We start from the raw sequence: 21,088 nt of genomic DNA on the forward strand, positions 1-21,088 counted from the left end.
GGCCGAAGCCTTCATTGCCGGCGCTGCGGACATGTCGCGAGGCCGCGCCTCGCGACAACCTAGGCTTACCCCTGCAATCGTCGAAGAAGCACGCCCAGACGCTCCTCGGACGGGCAATCGTCGAGATCCCGCCGAATTGGAATGCCCCCGCCATCTCGATTGCGCACTTCGCTTGGGCTGTAGCCAAACGCGCGTTTGAAGGCGCGACTGAACTCGGCGCCATCGCTGAACCCCCGTTCTTCGGCAATCTGGAAGATCAGCCGCCGATCATTGGGATCGGTCAGTGCGGCATAGGCACTGAGCAGGCGGCGGTGCTGAATGTAATGCATCACGCCGCCGAAGGGCTCGAACAGGTTATAGAGCCGCGTCCGCGAAATACCGAGCTCCCGTCGGACCAGCTCGCTCCCCAGCTTCGGGTCAAGCAGCCGACCGTGCACCAGTTGCCGCGCCCTCTCGAGCAGCACATTGGCGATTGGCCCTTCGGCGGCCTCGATATGATCCGCGGATGGCGAGACACAGGCAAGGATCATCGCCCGTGTCGCTGCGACCAGCCCCGGAAGGTCTGCCTGGGTCAGCGTTGGCAAACGATTGGATACGTCAATGAGGTAGTCCGAGAACAGCCCGCCCATGCCGGTACCAAGCGTGGAAAACTCCGCCGAGCCTAGCGTCGCGGCTGTTTCCACGGATAGATCGCGCGGCACGAACAGCATGAGCATTTCGCTCTTGTCGACGCTACCGTTGAAGGAGCGACCAAGCGAATGGATCTGGACCTCGCCAGGCCCCGCTGCAAACCCGCTTCGCCCCCTGTCGGTCCGGATCTGGCCCGACTGCAAGACGGTCATCGTCCAGTGATCGACGGGATCGCGCCGGACATAGCCAGGCAGGCTGGAGAACGAGAGCCTATCCGTACTGATTTGCGCAAGCAGCAGACTTCCAAGATCCCAAAGCCTCTGACGCCCGCCGAAGTAGGTGGTCGTCGGGTCCTCGTCGGCCAGTTCGAGCATTGGCGAGAAACTATCGCGCCAAGCTGCAAACTGATCAGGTCGGGCGAGCCCATCGGTCGAGAATTCGAAGGACGGAAGATACTGCGCGTTCTCTTCAGCTGTTGTCGTATCGGCTGCCTCGCCATCCGAGCCGGAAAACCTCTCACAATCCAACTGCGGCTCCGGTGATCTGACATGGGTCGTAAGATCTTCCGTCATCGCGTCACCTCCCGTTGGCTGATGGGAGAGCGAGTTCGGCTACTGAGTGAGGCGGAACTCCGGCCCTGGAAAGCAGCGCTGAGCTTCGGCCGCAAATCGTCGACGAGATAGTCAATCTCTCTCGATGCGGCTTGAGCCTGCGGTCCAACCGATGAAACGGCATCGTCGACAGCCGTATCGCAGGCCACCACATTGCAGCCGCCATTGCAGCTTATGTCGTCTTCAGGCGTAAAATGCTGAACACCACTCGAAACGGCGACGTTTGTTTCGAGCCCGTGATTGAGTGCCAAGTCTGCCGCCACAGGGCGAATAGCAGATATGCAGTTCATTCGTACTCTCCTCTCGGGCCCACAAGTGAGGGCCTGGTGACGTCGGAATGATGCAAGTGTGTGTTATCTGCAGGCTTTGAACGCAGTGTCTCGTCGCACACGGCAGGTGTTGCCGCGCTTATCAGCGTTCATCTGGCTATTCGGGCATACCAGCAAGGGCAGCCGTTGTTCCTCCCACCTGCAATCTAGCTCTTTCCCCCCCTTTCCTCAACTGTCAGATGAACCACGCACCGGCAGGATCGCCAAGTGCTGGTATCATATTGTATTCATGTCGAAAAACAGTCCCCTCACGAGCCACTCCTCCCTTATGGCTCGCGGTCTGTCGCAGCCATCGCGCTGCTCGAGAGCAGCGTGGCGACCCACTTTCCTGACGGTGTGCCCGCGCAGTAGACGATGAACGCGATCAGGATAGGCACGCCGATGAAGGCCCCAGATATCCCCCACATGAAGCTCCAGAAGAACACCGCAAAGATGACGGCAAAGGGCGATATGGCCAGCGAAGCGCCCGTAAGCCGCGGCTCCAGATAGCTGCCGATGATGAACTGGATCACGTTCAGGCACGCGAAGATGATGACTGCCGTCTGCCATGAATCGAACTGCGCGATGGCAAACAACGTCGGAAGCGCCGTTGCGACGAACGCGCCAATAAATGGGATATAGTTGAGCGCGAAGGCGATCGCGCCCCAGGCAGCAGCAAGCTCAAGCCCCGCCGCCAACGCAAACAGCCAGACGGCCAATCCAGTAAGGATACTTGCGAACGTCCGGACGATCATGAAGCGGCGCAGCTTTGCACCGATGATGCGATTGGCCGACAGGATGCGCATACCATGAGGCTGGGCAGCAGGCGCCGTAAGCCGGGCATTGAAATCCTCCACCTCGAGTAAGCCGAGCATGACGAAGATGAAGACCAGCAACGCAAAGCCGGCGAAGCTGTTTAGGCGCCCAGCCATCCCCTGCACAAAGCGCACCAGCCAGCTGACATCGAAGCGATCAGCCAGTGGCCCTGCCACCGCGAGGCCATGCCCTTCCAGCCAGTTTGTCCAGTCGACATAGATCGTCTGGAAACGCTCGGCGTTGACAAAAAGCCATTGCGCGAGCTTGCTGAACCCCCACGCGACGGACGAACCGATGGAGATGATAACCACCATCGTGATGATCAACGTGATGAGAAGAGCCAAAAGCTTGGGAAGCCAGCGCTGCAACACAGCCTGGCACGGCCACACCAGCGCAATGACAAAAAGGGAGAAGATAAGCGGCGCGAAGATCGATTGCGCGACGTAAAGCAGAGCGAGTACGAGGATGCCGGTCGCTATCGACCCGATCATGCGACTGCCACTTGCTTCGAGCATGCCCACCCCTAAATTCTTGTTCTTACTGCCGGCCCCGCCCGCTACAAACGTCGGGGCCCGGCATCGCATCAAGAGGCCGGTCCGTCACCGCGCGCAGGGCAGCGGCTATCACCTGCCCTTCCACGCGGGGCCGAAATCCCGCCCGCTACCGCAAGTCAGCTGGTCGCAGTTGCTTTCTGCAACGCGTCACGCAAGACCTGCTCCTTCGTTTCATCGAGAGAGGTCTTGAGCACGACGCCGCCAAAAGGCGATATCTCCTTGAGAACCTTGTCCGCCGTCATCTCCTGGATCAGGACGAACAGGGCCCCGTTGCCCGGCTGAAGACTGTTTGCGAGTTCCTTCATGAAAGCGTCGTTGATGCCAACATCCGTCAAGGCGCCGCCGATGGCGCCGGATGCAGCGCCGACCGCCACGCCCAGAAGCGGATTGAGGAAGAGGACGCCGATCAGCAAGCCCCAAAAGCTGCCGGACGCAGCACCTGCGGCTGTCGTATTGACCAGCTGGTTCAACTTGATCTTGCCGGCCTCGGTCTTTGTGGCGATGACGGCATCGCCCATTTTGATCAAGTACTCTTTCTGCAATTCGAACAAGCGCTGACGCACTTCTTCGGCTTTAGCTTCGGTCGGGTAAACAATTGCAATCAGATCAGACATGATTACTCCCCCCTCAACAGGGCTTTGGACTGACACGCTAAGAATAAATCATAGCCGGGAATATACTGAAGGAATTAGCAGGGAATCCCGGAGCTTGGCATTGCGTCTCTTTCTTTTGCCGCCCCTATCAGGCAACGGTCGGATGTCCGTGACCAAAAAACCGGTCACGGACAATGAGATAGCGGGAACACCGAAGATATCGGGCACACCACCGGAAGAGCTATTATGCCTTGGCGGCGGCAGGCTCAGCCGCGTCCGCCTTGGCCTTTTCGGGCTCGGCGTCTGCGGGAATGCGAAACCACAGCACGTAGAGCACCGGCAGGAAGATCAGCGTCAATGCCGCCGCGACCACCAGTCCCCCAATCACCGTGAAAGCTAGTGGCGACCAGAACGGATCGCGGATGATCGGCAGCATTCCGAGGACTGTCGATCCCGCAGTCAGGAAGACCGGGCGCAGACGATGGGCGGTCGCATCGATGACGCTCTGCCACGTCCTGCCCTTCTCCTCGATCGCGATGTCGATCTGGTCGATAAGCACCACCGAGTTTCGGGTGATCATGCCGATCAGCGCGATCATGCCGAGCACCGCGATGAAACCCACCGGCGTGTTGGTGATCAGCATGATCAGGACGACACCGATCAATCCCAACGGCACGACACTGATGACGAGCAGCAGACGCTGGACGCTTTGCAGCTGGAACATCAGCACGATCAGGATGATGATCGCCATGACCGGCAGCATTTCAACAACCGACGCCAGCCCCTCCTCCGCGCCCTCGACCGCACCGCCAACCTCAATCTGGTAACGCGGATTGGCCTTGCGCACCTCATCGATCTTGCCGGCTGCCGCCTCAACAACACCGGCAGCCAACACGCCTTCCGCTGTATCCGCCTGAACGGTGATCGTCGTCGAACCGTCGCGGCGCCAGATCACCGGCTGCGTGGTCTGATAGTCGATCGTCGCGATGCTCGAGAGCGGCACCGTGTGATTGGGGCCGACCGGGATCTGCAGCGAACGGATCGTGCTGATATCGACTCGCTCCTCAGCAGTCGACCGGGCAACGACATTGATCAGGTAGATCGAGTCCCGTACCTGGGTGATCGGAACGCCGGATGCTGTCGCAAAGAGCGTCTGGGCAATCACCGACGAATTCAGCCCCACCAGCCGGGCACGATCCTGGTCGACGTTGATGACGATCTTGCGGACAGGTTCGTTCCAGTCGAGGTTCGGCTGAACCACGCCAGGCACCTTGCTGATAGCATCCGCGACCTGCCAGGCGACGTTGCGAACCCCGGGAATGTCGGAACCGGTGACGCGATATTGCACGGGCCAGCCAACCGGCGGTCCCATTTCCAGCGGCGATACGCGCACGATGATGTCAGGCAGCTTTTCGTCGAGCGCCTTCTGAAGGCGTGCCTGCAACGCATCACGCGCCCCGACGCTCTTGGCGATCACCACCGCCTGCGCACGGGAAGGCGCCGGTGCCTGCAGATCCATCGACAGATAGAAGCGAACGGGATCGGAACCGATATAGAAGCTCCAGTCGGCCACGTCCTCGTCAGCGGCAAGCACCTCCTCGGCTTTCGACACTTCAGCCGCCGTGGCCTCCTGCGATGCGCTTTGCGGCAGCGTCAGCTGCAATATCAGCTCGGGCCGATCGGATGCCGGGAAGAACTGCCGCTTCATCGCCGTTGATCCGACGAGCGCCAGCGCAAACAAGGCGACGGTGGCGAGCACAACGACGAGACGCATCCGCATGCAGGCATAAAGAACGTTCTTGAATCCGCGCAGCAGTGCGCCGTCCTGCTTCTCGCCCGTCGCCGTGCCTGATTTGAGAACGGCAAGGCCGACGATCGGCGTCAACAAGACGGCGACCAGCCAGGACACGATCAGCGAGAAGCCGATCACCAGGAAGAGCGATCGCGCATACTCGCCCGACGAGCTGCTGGCAAAGCCGACCGGAATGAAACCGGCGATCGTCACCAGCGTTCCCGCCAGCATCGGAAATGCCGTCGACGTATAGGCATGCGAGGCCGCCTTGATGCGCTCATAGCCCTGCTCGAGCTTCGCCATCATGGTCTCGACGGTCACCATCGTGTCGTCGATCATCAGTGTCAGCGCGATAATCAGCGCTCCGAGCGAAACACGCTGGAGCGCGATGCCGGTAATGTCCATGAACAGGAAGGTCAGGGCGAGGACGAGCGGAATGGAGACGGCGACGGCGATGCCGGCACGCACACCGAGCGCGAGGAAGCTGACGCCAAGAACGATCACCACGGCCTGAGCCAGTGACGTCGTAAAGCCACGGATCGCGGTCTTGACCACTGCCGGCTGGCTGGCGACATGTGTCACCTCGATGCCGATCGGCAGGTCGTCCTCGAACTTCTGCATCGTCGCGTCGATATTCTGACCGAGCTGCAGAATGTCGCCGCCGGATGCCATTGAAATGGCAATGCCGATCGCGGGCTTGCCCTTGATCCGGAAGCGCGGCTGAGGCGGATCGACCGTTCCCCGCACGACGCTGGCAATATCGCCGAGACGCACGAACCCGGACGCGGTTGGAATATTCAGCTGCCGCAGCGTGGTCTCGTCGGAAAGGCTGCCGGAGACCTGCAGGATCGTGCGATCCTGCGCTGATGTGATAAGGCCGGCGGGCAGAACGGCGTTCTGCGCCTGTATCGTGCCGATCACTGTCGCCGCGCTGAGGCCAAGACTTGCCAGCCGTTCGGTCGAGAACTCGATATAGATCGTCTCGTCCTGCGTGCCGATCAGCTGAACCTTGCCGATGTTGTCGAGCTTCAGCAGACGGTTTCGCGCCTCGTAAGCCCAATCGCGCACCTCGCGATCGCTGAAGCCATCCGACGTGAAACCATAGATGATACCGAAGGTGTCGCCGAAGTCGTCGTTGAAGAACGGCCCGCGCACGCCGGCCGGCAGCGTCGACACCATATCGCCGACTTTCTTGCGGGCCTGATACCAGGACTCACCCACCTGATCCGGGGGCGTCGAATCGTCCAGCGTCACGTAGACAATCGACTGGCCAGCCGTTGTCACGCTGCGCAGGCTGTCGAGGTGCGGAACCTCTTCCAGCGTCCGCTCGAGCCGATCGGTGATCTGGTCGGTCGTCTGCTCGATCGTACCGCCCGGCCATCCGGCCGAGACAATCATTGTCTTGAAGGTAAACTCGGGATCCTCGTCACGACCAAGATTGATATAGGCAATCACACCGGCGATCGCCGCAAGGACAACCAGGAAGATGATGAGGCTCTGTCGACGGATCGCCCAGCCCGATAGGTTGAAGCCCTCGTTCATTCGGCGCTTCCTTCAAGCAGGCGGACCGGCATGCCCGGGCGAAGCTGCTGCACCCCGGCGACGACGACGTTGTCTCCGCTCGACAGACCTTTGGTCACGAGGAAATCCTTCGTATCGAAGCGATGCACCTCGACCGGCACGAGCTTGGTCGTCTTGCTGGCGGCATCGACGACCCACACGGCGCTGCGGTCACCTTGATTGAACAGCGCGGTAGTCGGCAACCGTGCTGCCGGCTCTCCGGATAGCCGTATAGTGCCGCGCACGGCGCTGCCGAAACGGAATTCGTCGGGCGCGGTGTCAAGTCCGACCCGCACCGTGAAGTTGCGCGTTATCGGGTCGGCCGTCGGCGATATTTCACGAACCGACCCCGTCGCCTTCACGTTGGGATTGCTGAGAAGCTGCACTTCGACACGCGCCTCGCCACCGGTGCTCTGGATCGTTGCCTCCGGCACCTGGAAGACGGCATCGCGCGTGCCAAGTTGGGCCACGCGGACCACCATCTGCCCGCCGCCAACCACCTGCCCAACCTCGCCCCCAACCGCGGTGACAACGCCGGGAGCATTTGCCTTCAGCACGCGATTGTCGAGATTCGTCTGGGCGATCCGCAGAGCAGCCTGGGCGGCATCAACGCCGGCCTGCGCGGTGCTCGCCTGCGCAATTGCCGCATCAAAAGCCTGGCGGGTCGAGGTGCGGGGATAGAGTTGCTGTTGCCGCGCCCGCTCGGTCTCGGCGTTCTGGGACTGAGCCTGCGCAGCAAACAGATTCGCTTCGGCCTTCCGCATAGAATCCTGCGCATCCTCTGTATCGAGGCGTGCGAGAACAGTGCCGGCTTCGACAAGGTCACCCACCTCGACATCGCGCTCTCTGATCTCTCCGCCCTGCCGGAAGCTGAAGCTGGTCTCGGTTCGCGGCCGGATTTCGCCGACCAGCGATCCGTAGGTATCCTCAGGATTGAACGAAACGGCGACGGTCTTGACCGGTCGTGGCGGGCGCTCCCCCGCCTCGTCCTCTCGTTGGCACCCGGCAAGGATAAAGGCGGCCAGAACAGCGGCGGACATTGCATGGGATTTTGATGCAGCAAGGCGTATTTTCATGGGTTGTTCCCCCGAATGCTTATCGACGCGCCGACACGGTGCCCCGCGTGGACGATTGCGGAAATGAAATAGAATCAATTGGATAAATGCATTTTTTGCCACGAATCGATGCTTTTCGCGTCCACTTAGTGGCTCGCTGCAAGCTCCCTCCCGCGGCGGCCCGCCTCATAAGGGATAGCCTCAGCGATCCGGTCGCAATGGCGAAAAGACGAGGCGAAGGAACGCGCTCGCTATTCGTCAATCCATAGGTCCCGGTGATCGACGCGAACGCTAGAAGTCCTGAGTAGGAACCCAAGTGACGATGCTCCCTTAAACGCCCGGATCAGCGTGCGCCGTCCCGGGAACCCGAAGGCGCAGTGCTCCTTTAAGAACTATAGAGCGGTTCAAGAAGCGAAGTGATCAGCATAGAATCCCGCAAACAGGCCTACCGTCCAGATTTTAGCAGTCTATTGTTTAAGCGATATCTACTGGCGTAGGAGCGAGACATTCACATTCTGTCGCCCGCCGGCCACGAAATGCTAAATACCGCCAATACCTCCGGAATTCATCTTCCGGACTCGCTGGAGATAGCTTAGAACTGCGGCGTGCTTCGCCCAATGCAACCCGGGTGAGCGATCCGAACCGACTGTCTGCGAGATGTCTTGCCGATCACCGATTTGAAGAGCTTGCCAGGGAATTAAGCCAAGCCATGTCACCAATACGATTGTCGGTTATTGTAATCGTGCTACTGACTCTGGTCGGCTGTGGGGGACCTCGCGCCGTGCTCGGCCTGCCGACGGCATCTCCGGCCTCGTCTGCATCGACAGCGGGGCCACGCGCGACCGTCCCGATCTACGTTGCCACCACGCGCGCCCGATCCGACAATCTTTCGCTGCCATATTCGGCAGAGCGTTCCAAAATACTGAACTTCGCGAAACTCGACATCGGCATTCCACAGAACCACGTTCCCGGACGCGTCGAGAAAAGCGGGCGCGTGCCCGATCCCAGTCGGCATTTTTCGGCGCGGACCTACCAGCCGATCGCGCAACGACAAGAGTTCATTCGGCAATTGAATGCGGCGCTGGCCCAGCGCGCGCCCGAAGATCGCGAAATTTTCATCTTCGTGCACGGCTACAATAACAACTTCGCCGACAGCGTCTTCCGCAATGCCCAGATCGTCTACGACTACAACGTCAAGTCGGTCGCGCTCCATTATGCCTGGCCCTCGGGAGCGTCGATCCCGCTGTATGTCTTCGACCGCGACAGCGCGCTTGTGGGCCGGCGTGGACTTGCTGAAACGATCGAAATCGCCGCGGAGACCAACGCGAAGAGAATTGTCGTGGTCGGCCACTCGATGGGCGCCTATGTCGTCACCGAAGCCTTGCGCGATCTGGCTCTCCGGGGCCGTACCGGCACGCTGAAGCGCCTGGGCGGCGTGGTGCTGGCCGCCCCCGACATCGACGTCGACGTGTTCTTGAGCCAACTTGACGATATCGGCGATATCCCGCGACCATTCACGATTCTCGTCTCGCGGCGCGATCGCGCGCTCGGAATCTCCCGGCGCTTGGCGGGTGGCCACCCGCGCGTCGGTAGTGGTTCCGAGGTCGCGATCCTGCAGAAAAGAGATATCGCAGTCATCGATGTGTCCGACATTGATGGCGGCCGGCATAATGTCTTCGCCAGTTCACCAACGTTGATGGAGGTGGTGAACAACGATGCCCTGGTGCGTAGCGTGCTGCGGGAGGATCAGGGACCGGCCGGCCAGACGATGCTCGCCGACGGCGCGTCCGTCATCGAGGGTGCAGCGTCCCTGGTGATATTCCTACCGAGCCGCATTATCGGCGGCCTGGCACAGGCCGCAGCCGGACAATAGCGTGATGCCGTCCGAGCTGGCGGCGAACTTGGTTATCCCGCCGGAAGACCGAGCGTGCCAAGCAGATACACGGCAATGACGTAGTAGAGCACATGCAATGCATATGTCTGGCCGTTGCCGGTGTAGATGCGGCGAACAACTCCCGCCGCTCCCGTGGTCAGAGTGCAGACGCCATCCCAGATGAAATTGGCAACGGGTGTGACGAGTGGCGCAAATGCCGCGCGATAGAAGCCATAGAAATGTGCGGTGCTGATGGGCACAGAGCGCCCTCGCCCGCTTCGGTAGATCAGGAGGAAGAGCCCCAGCAACAATGCCGCGACCGCCACACTGATGGCCATGACCGGCACGGGGTTCCAATAGCCATAGATGGTCTCCAGCGACATGCCCTGCCAGACCAGGGTCGAGGCGAAGTATGGATCGATCGCGGCCGATACCGGATCCATGACCAGCTTTGGGAAGAACGACAGCAGGAAGATCGCCAGGACCAGAACGAACTGGGGAAGCAGTATCGCCAAAGGCGCCTCCGCCACTTGATCATGCTCCGCGCTTCTTTTCCCCAGGAAGATCGAATAGGCGAAGCGGAACATGTAGAGGAAGCCAATAAAGGTCGCGAGCAGGCCACCGATCGCAAGGCCATACCAGCCCCGGTCGACCATCGCGCTTAGAAGCAGCCATTTCCCACCAAAACCGGCGAGCGGCGGCAGCCCTGACATCGAGATGAGCGCGATGACCACCAACACGAAGGTGAGCGGCATCCGTTTGGCCAGCCCCCCTGTTTCATCAAACAGCCGCGTGCCCGTCCTCAGGACCACGGCGGCTGCCGCAAGAAAGAGGATGCCCTTGACCATCAGGTGATTGGCGACGAGGTAGAAGGCCGTCACCCAGCCGAGATGGCTCATCAAGGCGATCGCCGTGATGATGTAGCCGATCTGGCTCATGCTGGAGTAGCCGAGCATTCGCTTCAGATCGCTTTGCTGAAATGCCATGACCGCGCCGGCAAGCGTCGTCAGCAGTCCGATCCAACCCATGACATGCGCCATCTCGAGCCCGACTTCGGAGCGAATGGCGAGATAGGTCACCATGAACAAGCCGAAGACCGCGACCTTGCTGATAACTGCCGAAAGCATGGCGGACAGATCGTCATCCGCCTCCGCATAAGCACCGGGCAGCCAGACATGCACGCCAACAGCGCCGGCCTTGATCAGAAATCCGATCGCCAGGAACAGGAAGGCCGGCGCCGCAGCCGGACCAGCGGTGGCAAATGCCGCTAGGGTCCCGCTCCCGTTGGCGCTGGTAGCAATGCCGAAGCCGGCAAGCAGGCAAAAGGCCGACACCAGCGAAAACAGCAGAAACTGCAGCACGTAAGGGTGGGCTCCTGATCGCTGGGCGATCAGGAAATACGACGCGAGCGTGATGATCTCCCAATGGAAGAAGAACTCGAGACTGGTCGCCGCATGCAGCAGACTGGCGATCGACAACAGCAGGATCGCCATCATCGGATAGAAGCCGGGCCGAGAATCGGCGCGATACAGGCTGGCAAAGGCGATGACCAGGCTGCCCGCGAACAGTAGGACGGCGAAGAGCCGGCTCAGGCCCACCATATCGGCAATGATCCACTGGCCGACAATCATCACGGCAGCCAGCATCAGGATGCACTTGACCCGTCCGCCAAGCCCATCAAGAAGGTAAAGGAGGCCACCGACGCAAAGCGGGGCCACGATCCACACTGACGCGACGCCTGCGATCGCTGCCGCAGCATACCCACTCGCAAACAGCAAGATCGCGCCGACGATCACCGGCACCAATCTGGTCAAGGCAGGACGGATGAGCAATTCGCTGTTCAGCGGCAAACTGCTGCCTGCTTGGGTCGGCATCGGGCGCGTCGCCTGCTTGAACCAGCGAAACATGTAAGCTGCCTCGAGCAGCGACCCAACAAGAACGACCGCTATCCAGACATATCGCCCGCCAGCCGCCGCCTGCATCACCAGTTCCCACTTCGCCCAGAATCCCGGAAATGGCGGCAGACCGGCAATCGCGACGACGAACACCGCAAGAATGGAAAGTGCAAGCCGATTGCCGGCAAGATCGGACCAGCCCGCGACTTCGCGGCGCTCGACAATGCCGGCAAGCCAGAACAGGCCAGCTTTCGCAAAAAGGTGATTGATGAAGAGCCCACCGACCACCATCGGCAGCGACGGTTCGGCGCCAAGCTGGTGGAGCAGCGCGAGCGCCAGCATCAGCAGGCCCATCTGCGCGATCGAGGAATAACCCAGCATTCGTTGCACGCTGGTTTGGGTCAACCCGACGAGATTGGACAGAAGAAAGGTCACCCCGCCCGACACGACGAGGATTCCGAGATGATCGGCAAAGAGCGGCAACAGCTTGAAAAGCGTGAAGAACACGCCGGCCGATACACCGACCGATACAAGCGCCGCGACGCCGCTCGGCGCCGTCTCGTAGACATCCAGTCCCCATCCGTTTGCCGGGAACGGCTTCAGCTCCAGCACCAGGCAAGCAAGCACGAACAGCAGTGCTGTCGTGCCGATCGGTCCAGTGATTGCTGCCCGGTTCGCAATCATTCCGTCGATATTGAGGGTGCCGGTTACATGATAGAGAAGCCCGGCGCCCAGCAGGAAAAAAGAGGAGGCAAGCACGGTTGCCATGATGTATTTGAAGCTCGCTGCGAGCGCCGAGGGAGTCCGCTCGAGCCCAAGGAGCCCATAGGTCCCAATCGACATGATCTCGAGGAAGACGAACTGGTTGAAGAGGTCGCGGGTCATGATCATGCCGTTGATGCCCATGATCAGGATCAGGTAGAGCAACAGTGCCGGGTAGCTCCCGCGCAGCCGCTCCCAAAGATGCCAGGCGCCGAGCACAGCAACGATGTTGACGCAGACTGAGAAGAAGCCTTCCCACACGCCGAAGCGCAGATTGATTGAGAACGGCGGCACACTGCCTGCGGTCAGTATCTCGATGGGCGCCCCGCTGTCATGGACACGCCACAGGCAGACGCATGAAATGACGGTCATCCCCACCAGCGCGACGACGAATCCCACCGCGGGCAACGGCTTGGCGATGCGGTAGAGCAGAGGAATGAGAAAGCCCCCACCGAGGCCGAGCAGGAAAATGGTCAGCGGCTGAAGAAGGCTATCTACCATTTAGACTCCGTCAGGGCATCGATCGAGAGGGTCTTGCTGACGGCGTGAAGCCGGATCGCGAAGGAGAGCATGATCGCGGTAACAGAGAAGCCGATGACGATCGCGGTCACGACAAGCGCCGCGGGAATGGGATCGACGGCGCGCACCGCGGCATCTGCCTTGCTTAGCGCTTCATCGATGATCGGTGCGGTTCCCCCCGTGACATAGCCGGTCGCCACCAAGACGATATGCATGCCGGTATCGATCAGCGAAAAGCCGATGATGATGCGCAATATGTTCCGGTGCCTCAACATGCCCCAGAAGCCGATGAGAACGAGCAGGAATCCCGTGACGAGAAGGATCTCCGATATTGGCAGCCCCATGACGCTCCTATCTCCCGCCTCAGCTCCGAAACCGATCGATTATGACGCTCAATTCCGCGCCGACTTTGATGCCGAGGAGCGCCGATATCAGCGGGATCGCCCCGGCGCTGAACAGTGTCCCGAAATTGCCGCGCGGCAGGATGTGACTGTCGAGGAACCCCAAGCCGAAGACGATGCCGAAAATGCCGATCAAGACGTAGAACACGCCGGCGAGCGACTCCGTGATGCTCAGGAACCCGTGGTGGATCAGTCCCGCGGGATAGGCGAGCATGAGAAGCATGACTCCAGAGGCAACGACCGCGCCCCCTTGGAACCCGCCGCCGGCCGACAAATGGCCGTTCATGATTACATAGGCGCCGAACAGGAAGATCAGAGGCAGCACCACTTCCGCGCCATTCCGCACCAACTCGCTCGGTCCCCGGCGCGCGGCCATAGGTCGGCGTTCCTCGTCGATATCATCGGCCAGCAGAAGCCCGACGCTCGCCGCCACCATGAACAGCACCGCGACTTCCCCGAGCGTATCAAAGCCGCGAAATGTAATCAGAATTCCGGTAACGACATTGGGCGCGCCAAGATCCAACGGCACCTGCGTCAGATAGTGCACGGCCAGAGCGGAGAGCGTCTGGCGCTCGTCATAACCTCCAACAAGTCCCGCAAAGATGACGCCGAATGCCAGGACGGCGAGCAGGCTGAATGCGCGCCTCATCGTGAACCCTCTTCAACGCCGCCGTCATTTTCATCGCGTAGAGCATCCACCACGGTGGTCGCCGCCATCGGCGCACGAATTGCGTGGGCGGCCCGCGACAGGGCATGCGACGACAGCGGATTGGTCAGCAGTACGAAATACGCAATGATCAGAAGCTTTAACGACCAGTCCGGGTGATAGATCCCGAGGCCGGCAAGTACGAGGATATTGCCGAGCGTCGACGCCTTCGTGCCGGCCTGAATACGCGTGAAAACATCGGGCATGCGCAGTAAACCGACACCCGCCGAAAAGAGGAAAAAAGCGCCAACGAGGATGACGATGCTGCCGATCAGCTCACTCATCGGCCGCTCCCGCGCCGCGGGTCTTGCGGATCGCATAGAGGAAAATGAGCGTCGCGAGGCCGGAGCCGATCGCAGCCTCGGCCATCGCAACATCAGGTGCGGCCAAGAGCACATAGGATGCTGCTGCAAACAGACTTGCGAGGCCGGCGCTCACCATTGCTGCCATGAGATTGCTGAGCACGACGGCCAGCACGCCGCTAACCAGGATACTGCCGCATACCAACAGGATCAGCATCTCGAGCATGGCTGTTACGGCCCCTTTTCCAGAAAGCGAGCGATCGCGAGAACAGCCAGGAAGCTCAGAAGTCCATAGACGAGAGCAACGTCGATATAGACGAAACGCCCGGATATGTGGGCATAGAGCGCAATCAGCGAGATCGTGACGACCGTCAGCATGTCGATGGCCACCACTCGATCGATCGCCGTGCGACCAATCACGAGCCGCACCACACCGAAGACGATGCTGAAAAAAATCAGGACGACGGCGATCCGCAGGATGATCTCAGCCAAACACCTCTCCCAAATGCTTCTCGAACGGCCCGATGATCATCTGTGTCGCCATCTCCGTGTCGGTCGTCTTGACGTCGAGCCAGTGAACGAAGAGCGCATCGCCTCTGAGGTCCATCACCAGCGACCCGGGCGTAAGCGCGATTGAATTGGCAAGCGCCAGCCGCCCGATCGGCGATTTGAGTGGCATCTTCACCTTCACGATCCCAGGGTGAATATCGATACGCGGCGCATAGACATAGCGCAGCATGTTGATGTTCGCCTTCACCAGCTCGACCAGGAAAACGCCGGTGTAGGCGACGAAATGAAAGATCTTTGCTGGCGTCACCGCGATCCGCCAGACATCACCACGGCGCACAAAGATCGCAGCCAGCACAAAGGAGACCAGCGCGCCGACAGCAGCAATCGGCAACTCGATCGACGAATTTATCACCAGCCAGACAATAAAGAGAAAACCCCAGAGGAAGAGGAGGCTTTGCGGCAATCCCGATCGCCGTGGCTGCGATGTTGCATGGTCTTCTGGCATGGGCGCAGGCTTTCGACGGATGACGGTGGAGTGTCAGCACTCAGTCCGGGCAGGCAAGCTTACCTCATGAATCCCCCTGCCCGCCCGTTCTGGTCCGCCCTTTCCGCCCCGCGAAACAGGTTTGACGAACTATAGCGGTAGCTTAGCACCGCATACGGCGCCCTGTGATCGGCATTGAATCCAGAAGTTATGCTTCTTGTCCTGCATACCGTCGCTGTGCGATGGATTTCGGCATAACCTCTTGACCTGCATGTAAAACGGCGAAATCAATCACTGGATGGATCATTCCTGCGGCGGGAAATCCAGGCTGCAGCATGAGGAGCGCCAAATCCTTCCTGGCTGGATGCGCGATTTGGGCGTCGCTTGCGGCAGTGGTTTGCCGCGCTTGCGTTGCGGAGAGGCGCATTTCGCGACGCAATGGTGGAGGTGAATGAGCATATGAAATGCCAAGTCGCCACGGCCAACCGGCTGACGCCTGGGTCCGGTCGATCTCTCTTCGACGCCATCGTCTTAAGGCAGCATCGCTGGTTGTGGCTGAATGGATGGCCAGCTCATGAATGAAAAAATCCCGCAGTCTCAACCCGCCATTCCCGTTGCGCCCAGCCTTGCCGAGTTTCACCCGCTCAGCGCGGCCGAAGCAAAGGTGGTTGCACATCTGCAATTGGGGGACTTTGACAGGTTAGGGGACGGCCTGCGTCCGGAGAAGATCGACGCGGAGCGGACTGTGCGCGCCGAACTGCTGCGCTATCTCATCCTCGGCAACGATGGCTACCGGCTGCATGAAAAGGGATTGAGGCTGAGCGGCGCCTGGATATCAGGCATTCTCGACCTTGAAGGGTGCCGGATTCCCCGCGACATCGGCCTCAAGGATTGCCACTTCGAAGCCCCACCTGTCTTGCGCTCCGCCGTCATCGACAACCTCTTCCTCGATGGCTCGGCGTTACCAGGACTGCAGGCTGACAGACTGGAGGCCCGCGGATGCCTTTCGCTGCGCGGCGCCACCGTCACGGGCGAAATCCGCCTCTCGAGCGCGCGGAGCGGCGGCAACATCGAGGCGGACGGCGCTTCGATCAGCTGGCCCAGTGGGATCGTCATCGAAGCGGATGGATTGGAGGCCCGCGGCGGCGTCCTGCTGCGCGGTGCTGACATCAGGGGCGGCATCAATCTCTCGGGCGTTCGTCTCGGTGGCGATGTCAACGCTGTCGGCGCGCGGATCGAGCGCCCTGGCGAGGTCGCGTTGAACGGCGACGCCGTTGTCGCTGGCGGCGATCTGGCGCTGCGCGGCGCAACGATCATCGGCGAGGCGCGCTTTCTCGGTGCCCGTTTCGGCGGTGACGTCGACTGCACCGCGGCCTCGCTTTCGCAACCGGGCGGCAATGCGCTGCGGCTCAACCGCACCACCATCGATGGCGCCTTTTTCCTGCGCCAGAATGCGTCGGTCATCGGAACTCTCGACCTGACCGCCACGACGATCGGCGCCATAGACGACGAACAGGCAAGCTGGCCGCAAACCGGCGATCTGCTCCTGAACCGCTGCCGGTACGGCGCATTCATCGGGGGCCCGGTCGATGCTGACAGCCGGCTCGACTGGTTATCGCGCCAGACCCCCGATCGCTGGAAGGCGGATTTCTGGCCGCAGCCCTACGAGCATCTCGCGACGGTGCTGCGGGAAATGGGTCATGACGAGGACGCCCGCGCGGTGCTGATCACCAAGGAACGGCTGCAGCGACGCGCTCGCCGCGGCCGGGCCAAAAACCCGGCCCTGCGGGCGACGCTTGCGGCCAGCGACGCGATCCTTGCGGTTACCCTTCGCTATGGCCGCCAGCCGCTTTTGGCGCTGGTGTGGATGATGGTTTTCTGGGCGGCCGGTACGGCCGTTTTCGCCGTCGCCTACAATACCGGGGCGATGAAGCCGAACAGCCCCGTCGTGCTGCGTTCGCCCGAGTGGACGATGTGCGATCTGCCCCGGACGGAAAGCCGCTTCATGCCGACGAGCGGACAGGACCTGGCAGGACGCGCAGAGATCGGCCAGGATCAGCTGACCTGTTTCCGCAGCCAGCCGGAAGCCGCGAGCTATCCTGAGTTCAACGCCTTCATGTACTCGCTGGACGTGCTGCTGCCGGTGGCTTCGATCGGACAGAAGGAATACTGGCGGCCAGACTCGCTCAAGCCCAACGGCACCTTCACCCTGAAATACTATTTCCTGCAGTCGATCATCGGCTGGGCCCTGAGCCTCTTGGCGGTGGCAGGGTTCTCCGGGCTGGTGAAATCTCAATAGCCCCGCTGCAGCGCCGCCCTATGCGGCGGCGCGTGATCGCCCATATTCATCAAGAAGGCGCTGCGCGCCTGATCTCAGACTGACCGCCAAGAGCGGCGCGATCGCACGCCTGGGCGTATGCAAACCGCCCGGACGCGGTCTGCAATCTCAGAAGCGCCAGATCAACGGTACGAGGAATACCGACACGACGAAGAACCAGATCAACAACGGCAGGCCGAGCTTCCAGTAGTCGCTGAAGGCATAACCGCCCGGTCCCATAACCATCAGGTTTGTCGGGGTCGCAATCGGTGTCAGAAACGCGCCCGCAGCGGCCACCGCCGTGCTCATCAGCACGGGACGCGGCGAGATCCCCATCGCCGTCGCCGCTGCGACACCGATCGGAATGACGATCAGCGCAGTCGCGGTGTTGCTGATGAGCTGCCCCATGATAGCGGTCAGCACGAAGAGACCGGCGAGCAAGGCGATAGGACCGGCGTCGCCAACGAAATTCACGAGGTGCTCGGCCATCAGCTTTGCCGCCCCGGTCTGCACCATCGCCGTCGACAGCGGCATCATCGCACCGACGAGGATCACGGTCGTCCAGCCGACCGCGCGATAGGCCTGTTCGACGCTCATGATCCCCGACAGGATAATCGCCCCGGCAGCGAGAAGACCCGCCACGGCAGGCGGGACGACACCCGTTGCGAGAAGCAGAACCATGGCGAGCAGGATGACGATCGCCTGGCGTGCGCCGGGCCCAAGGGGCACCGCCTGCCGGCGTACGAGTTCCGGCGAATTGACCACCAGAACATCAGGATCGTCGAGGTGAACATCGAGCGCCTTCCAGGTCCCTTGCAACAGCATCGTGTCGCCGGCCTGAAGGACGATGCCGCCCTTGTCCTTGGTCGCGTTGGCGGCCGCAATCTCGGCGCTCGCGCGCTGTACAGCGAGGATGATCAGGTCGCCGCTTTCGGTGACCATGCCGGGGAAAACGCTCTGGCCGATCAGACCGGAGCGCGGCGGGATGACGACTTCGGCAAGGCCCGAACTGCGGTTGAACAAGGTGCCTTCCCCCTGACCATCGGTCTGCTCGTCACGGAAGGCCAGGTGCATGCGGGTCGCAAAGGCAGCGGCCGTCTCGGCATCTCCCCGCACCAGAAAGTGATCCCCCTCGCCGACATTGGGACGGCGGAGCGGCCCGGCCGTTTCCCCTTCCTGGATTGCAACGAGTTGCAGCCCCGGATGTGTGGAGAGATCGACTGCCGACGCAGCAGTGCCGACAAACGGTGAGCTCGCACGCACGCGCAACTGATAGATGCCACTGGCAAGCCCATATTGCTCGACCAGCGTTTTTGCGTGGCGGCTGAAATCGGCCGGCATCGTCGCACCGTTGCGCTCGGGCAGAAGCTGCTTTCCAAACAACACGATGATCGCCATCGTTCCGGCCAGCAACGGCACGCCGACAAGAGCAAACTCGAAGAAGCCGAAGCCACCGACACCAGCATCCAGACCCGCCTCAGACACAAGCACATTCACCGGCGTGCCCGTCAATGCGAGCATCGAGCCCGCATGTGCGGCAAACACCAGCGGCATGAGCAGCTGCGACGAATTCCGCTTTAGACGGACAGCGATGACCACAAGCACGGGCAGAAGGGCCGCAACAGCGCCATTGACGCTGATAAGCGCTGTGAGCAGCGACACCAGTACCATCGTCAGGATCAGAAGACGGGCCCGGCTCTCCTCACCCGCGCCACGGATCAAAAGCTGGCCGGCCCAGGCGGTAACGCCGGTGACCTCCAACCCTGAGCTGACGACGAAAAGTGAGGCAATGAAGATCACCGCGGGGTCGCCAAAGCCGCCGAGTGCCTGGCCAATTGTCAGAACGCCGCTTGCCCATAGCGCCAGCGCAGTCAGCATGGCCACGAAGACGACCGGCAGCTTGTTCCACACGAACAGAACGACGGCAACCGCAATGATGGTGGCTGTGTATGCTATAGGGCTCAATCGCGCCGCTCCTTATTTGGCCCGCTCGAGCCCTTTCAAAACCACCGGCCAACGCGCCGGCCAGCGCCGCCGCGTTCACCCCCGCAATGAAATTTCCGCGTCGTTGACCCGGCGCCCCAGGCGGGGCGTTTTGATATCATTCGTCCAAACCCGACCTCATCGCCCACGGCCGCGAAGCGAGGGCCGGCAGGCTGTCAGTCCTCCAGCGTTGCCATCAGCACGCCGATCCGGCAGCCCTTCTCGTATTCCTTCAGGTTCACATATTCCTTGATCGTGTGGATCTCGGCCTGGCCTGCACCGATGGTGATGGTGGGAACGCCGTGTTTGTCGAGCCAGTTTGCATCCAGCCCGCCATTTGAAAAGACATAGACGGGTTCGATATCGAGGGTTTTCAGCGCCTTGGTGGCGCGTTTCACAACCGGCGTATCCTTGCCGAGTTCGAACGGCGGATATGACGCGACCTGGCTGAATTTCACCTCTGCCGTGTCGCCGTTGTCGGCAGTCACCTCGGCCTGAGCCTTCGCGAAGGCCTCCTTGTATCCGTTGGCAATCTTGGTCGCGAAGACGGATTCCGGGCTGCGCGCTTCGCCTTTCAGGTAGGCATAGTCGGTCACGACGTTGGTGGCGTCGCCTGCGGGCTTGTTGTCCTTTCCACCGAAGATGCCGACATTGCTCGTGCCACGACCATCCGGCTTCACGACCTTGCCGAACCAGCCGGCCCGGCGCGCTTCGGCCAGGGCCATGGCTCCGACCATCGTGGCCGAGATGCCCTTCTCGGGTGCCACGCCGGCGTGCGAGGCGCGGCCGGTGATTTCGACTTCCCAGTTCTCTTGGCCAACGGCACCGATAATCAGCTCCGATGCCATCTGGCCGTCAACGTTGATGCACATGGCCGCGCCGCCAAGATCGGCAGGATTGAGCTCGCGTGCGCCGTGCAGGCCGCTTTCCTCGCGCACGGTAAACAGCAGGGTGATCGGCGGATGCGGCAACTTGTTCTTGATCAGCGTCTCGGCAACGACGACCAGAAGGGCAACACCTGTGCGCGCATCGCCGCCAAGTGCCGTCGTGCCATCCGATACGATACGGTCGCCCTCGCGCCGCGGCTTGGCACCGGCGCAGAGCGGCACTGTGTCGAGATGCGTCGAGAAAAGCAGCCTCGGTCCCGGCCGCGTTCCGGGAATGTCGACGATCAGGTTGCCGGTTTCCGTCGGCAGCGGAATGCGCTTGTTGACGTCGTCAAAGCGAATAGCGGACTCCGGCACGCCGATTTTCTTCAGGGCATCGACGACGGCAAGACCGATGTTCTTCTCTTGCCCGGTAATACCTTCCACCGAGAGGAAGCGCATGAGATGTTCTTCCGCCGCAGCGACGTCGAGAGGAATTGAGGTGTTGCTCATGTTATCCATCCGATTGTTTGCATCTTGTTTCGTTCAGG

At 61.2% G+C, this 21,088-nt stretch carries 16 protein-coding genes; 2 read left to right on the plus strand and 14 right to left on the minus strand.

What is annotated here, in order from left to right; translation table 11 throughout:
* Positions 1-65 precede the first annotated feature (65 nt).
* The 5 genes from QTL94_RS17185 to QTL94_RS17205 all read right to left on the minus strand — a co-directional run bounded on the left by QTL94_RS17185 (position 66) and on the right by QTL94_RS17205 (position 7,940).
* Positions 66-1,202, minus strand: a complete 1,137-nt coding sequence (locus QTL94_RS17185; protein WP_289802626.1) for a helix-turn-helix domain-containing protein — start codon at positions 1,200-1,202, stop codon at positions 66-68.
* A gap of 634 nt (positions 1,203-1,836) precedes the next feature.
* On the minus strand, positions 1,837-2,880 hold the full coding sequence (locus QTL94_RS17190) for an AI-2E family transporter (protein WP_065690756.1): 1,044 nt from the start codon (positions 2,878-2,880) through the stop codon (positions 1,837-1,839).
* A gap of 155 nt (positions 2,881-3,035) precedes the next feature.
* Complete coding sequence (locus QTL94_RS17195; RefSeq protein ID WP_289802627.1) at positions 3,036-3,533, minus strand: DUF1269 domain-containing protein; 498 nt, start codon at positions 3,531-3,533, stop codon at positions 3,036-3,038.
* Positions 3,534-3,756: 223 nt separating this feature from the next.
* Complete coding sequence (locus tag QTL94_RS17200; RefSeq protein WP_289802628.1) at positions 3,757-6,846, minus strand: efflux RND transporter permease subunit; 3,090 nt, start codon at positions 6,844-6,846, stop codon at positions 3,757-3,759.
* Positions 6,843-7,940, minus strand: a complete 1,098-nt coding sequence (locus QTL94_RS17205) for an efflux RND transporter periplasmic adaptor subunit (RefSeq protein ID WP_289802629.1) — start codon at positions 7,938-7,940, stop codon at positions 6,843-6,845. Before QTL94_RS17205 ends, QTL94_RS17200 begins: the two co-directional genes overlap by 4 nt.
* Positions 7,941-8,628: 688 nt before the next feature.
* On the opposite strand from QTL94_RS17205, the gene QTL94_RS17210 reads away from it, so the two are divergent.
* On the plus strand, positions 8,629-9,792 hold the full coding sequence (locus tag QTL94_RS17210; protein WP_065690752.1) for an alpha/beta hydrolase: 1,164 nt from the start codon (positions 8,629-8,631) through the stop codon (positions 9,790-9,792).
* Positions 9,793-9,824: 32 nt separating this feature from the next.
* On the opposite strand, the gene QTL94_RS17215 is transcribed toward QTL94_RS17210, so the two are convergent.
* Genes QTL94_RS17215 through QTL94_RS17245 form a run of 7 tightly spaced genes read right to left on the minus strand, consistent with a single transcriptional unit; the run spans position 9,825 to position 15,350 of the window.
* The gene (locus QTL94_RS17215) at positions 9,825-12,950 is read right to left on the minus strand and encodes a proton-conducting transporter transmembrane domain-containing protein (RefSeq protein ID WP_289802630.1); all 3,126 of its coding nucleotides are present in this window, start codon (positions 12,948-12,950) and stop codon (positions 9,825-9,827) included.
* Complete coding sequence (locus QTL94_RS17220) at positions 12,944-13,312, minus strand: sodium:proton antiporter (RefSeq protein WP_065690750.1); 369 nt, start codon at positions 13,310-13,312, stop codon at positions 12,944-12,946. The genes QTL94_RS17215 and QTL94_RS17220 overlap by 7 nt, the downstream gene beginning before the upstream one ends.
* Before the next feature lie 19 nt (positions 13,313-13,331).
* Positions 13,332-14,018: a hydrogen gas-evolving membrane-bound hydrogenase subunit E gene (mbhE, locus tag QTL94_RS17225; protein WP_065690749.1), complete on the minus strand. Its 687-nt coding sequence runs from the start codon at positions 14,016-14,018 to the stop codon at positions 13,332-13,334.
* Entirely contained in the window at positions 14,015-14,359 is a 345-nt protein-coding gene (gene mnhG, locus QTL94_RS17230) for a monovalent cation/H(+) antiporter subunit G (protein ID WP_289802631.1), read from the minus strand. The genes mbhE and mnhG overlap by 4 nt, the downstream gene beginning before the upstream one ends.
* Positions 14,352-14,603, minus strand: coding sequence for a hydrogenase subunit MbhD domain-containing protein (locus QTL94_RS17235; RefSeq protein ID WP_065690747.1), 252 nt, complete (start codon positions 14,601-14,603; stop codon positions 14,352-14,354). The genes mnhG and QTL94_RS17235 overlap by 8 nt, the downstream gene beginning before the upstream one ends.
* Before the next feature lie 5 nt (positions 14,604-14,608).
* Positions 14,609-14,869, minus strand: coding sequence for an MrpF/PhaF family protein (locus QTL94_RS17240; RefSeq protein ID WP_065690746.1), 261 nt, complete (start codon positions 14,867-14,869; stop codon positions 14,609-14,611).
* The gene (locus QTL94_RS17245) at positions 14,862-15,350 is read right to left on the minus strand and encodes a Na+/H+ antiporter subunit E (RefSeq protein WP_244499448.1); all 489 of its coding nucleotides are present in this window, start codon (positions 15,348-15,350) and stop codon (positions 14,862-14,864) included. The genes QTL94_RS17240 and QTL94_RS17245 overlap by 8 nt, the downstream gene beginning before the upstream one ends.
* 595 nt (positions 15,351-15,945) lie before the next feature.
* Here QTL94_RS17245 and QTL94_RS17250 point away from each other — a divergent pair.
* On the plus strand, positions 15,946-17,670 hold the full coding sequence (locus QTL94_RS17250; protein WP_289802632.1) for a hypothetical protein: 1,725 nt from the start codon (positions 15,946-15,948) through the stop codon (positions 17,668-17,670).
* Between the two features lie 147 nt (positions 17,671-17,817).
* Here the strand turns inward: QTL94_RS17250 and QTL94_RS17255 are convergent, their stop codons facing one another.
* Positions 17,818-19,653 carry an SLC13 family permease gene (locus QTL94_RS17255; RefSeq protein WP_289802633.1) on the minus strand — a complete coding sequence of 612 codons (1,836 nt, stop codon included), beginning with the start codon at positions 19,651-19,653 and terminating at the stop codon, positions 17,818-17,820.
* 194 nt (positions 19,654-19,847) lie between these two features.
* Positions 19,848-21,050, minus strand: coding sequence for a M20/M25/M40 family metallo-hydrolase (locus QTL94_RS17260; RefSeq protein ID WP_502944146.1), 1,203 nt, complete (start codon positions 21,048-21,050; stop codon positions 19,848-19,850).
* Between the last annotated feature and the right edge of the window lie 38 nt (positions 21,051-21,088).

The organism is Rhizobium sp. S96 (assembly GCF_030382195.1).
Taxonomy (GTDB): domain Bacteria; phylum Pseudomonadota; class Alphaproteobacteria; order Rhizobiales; family Rhizobiaceae; genus Rhizobium.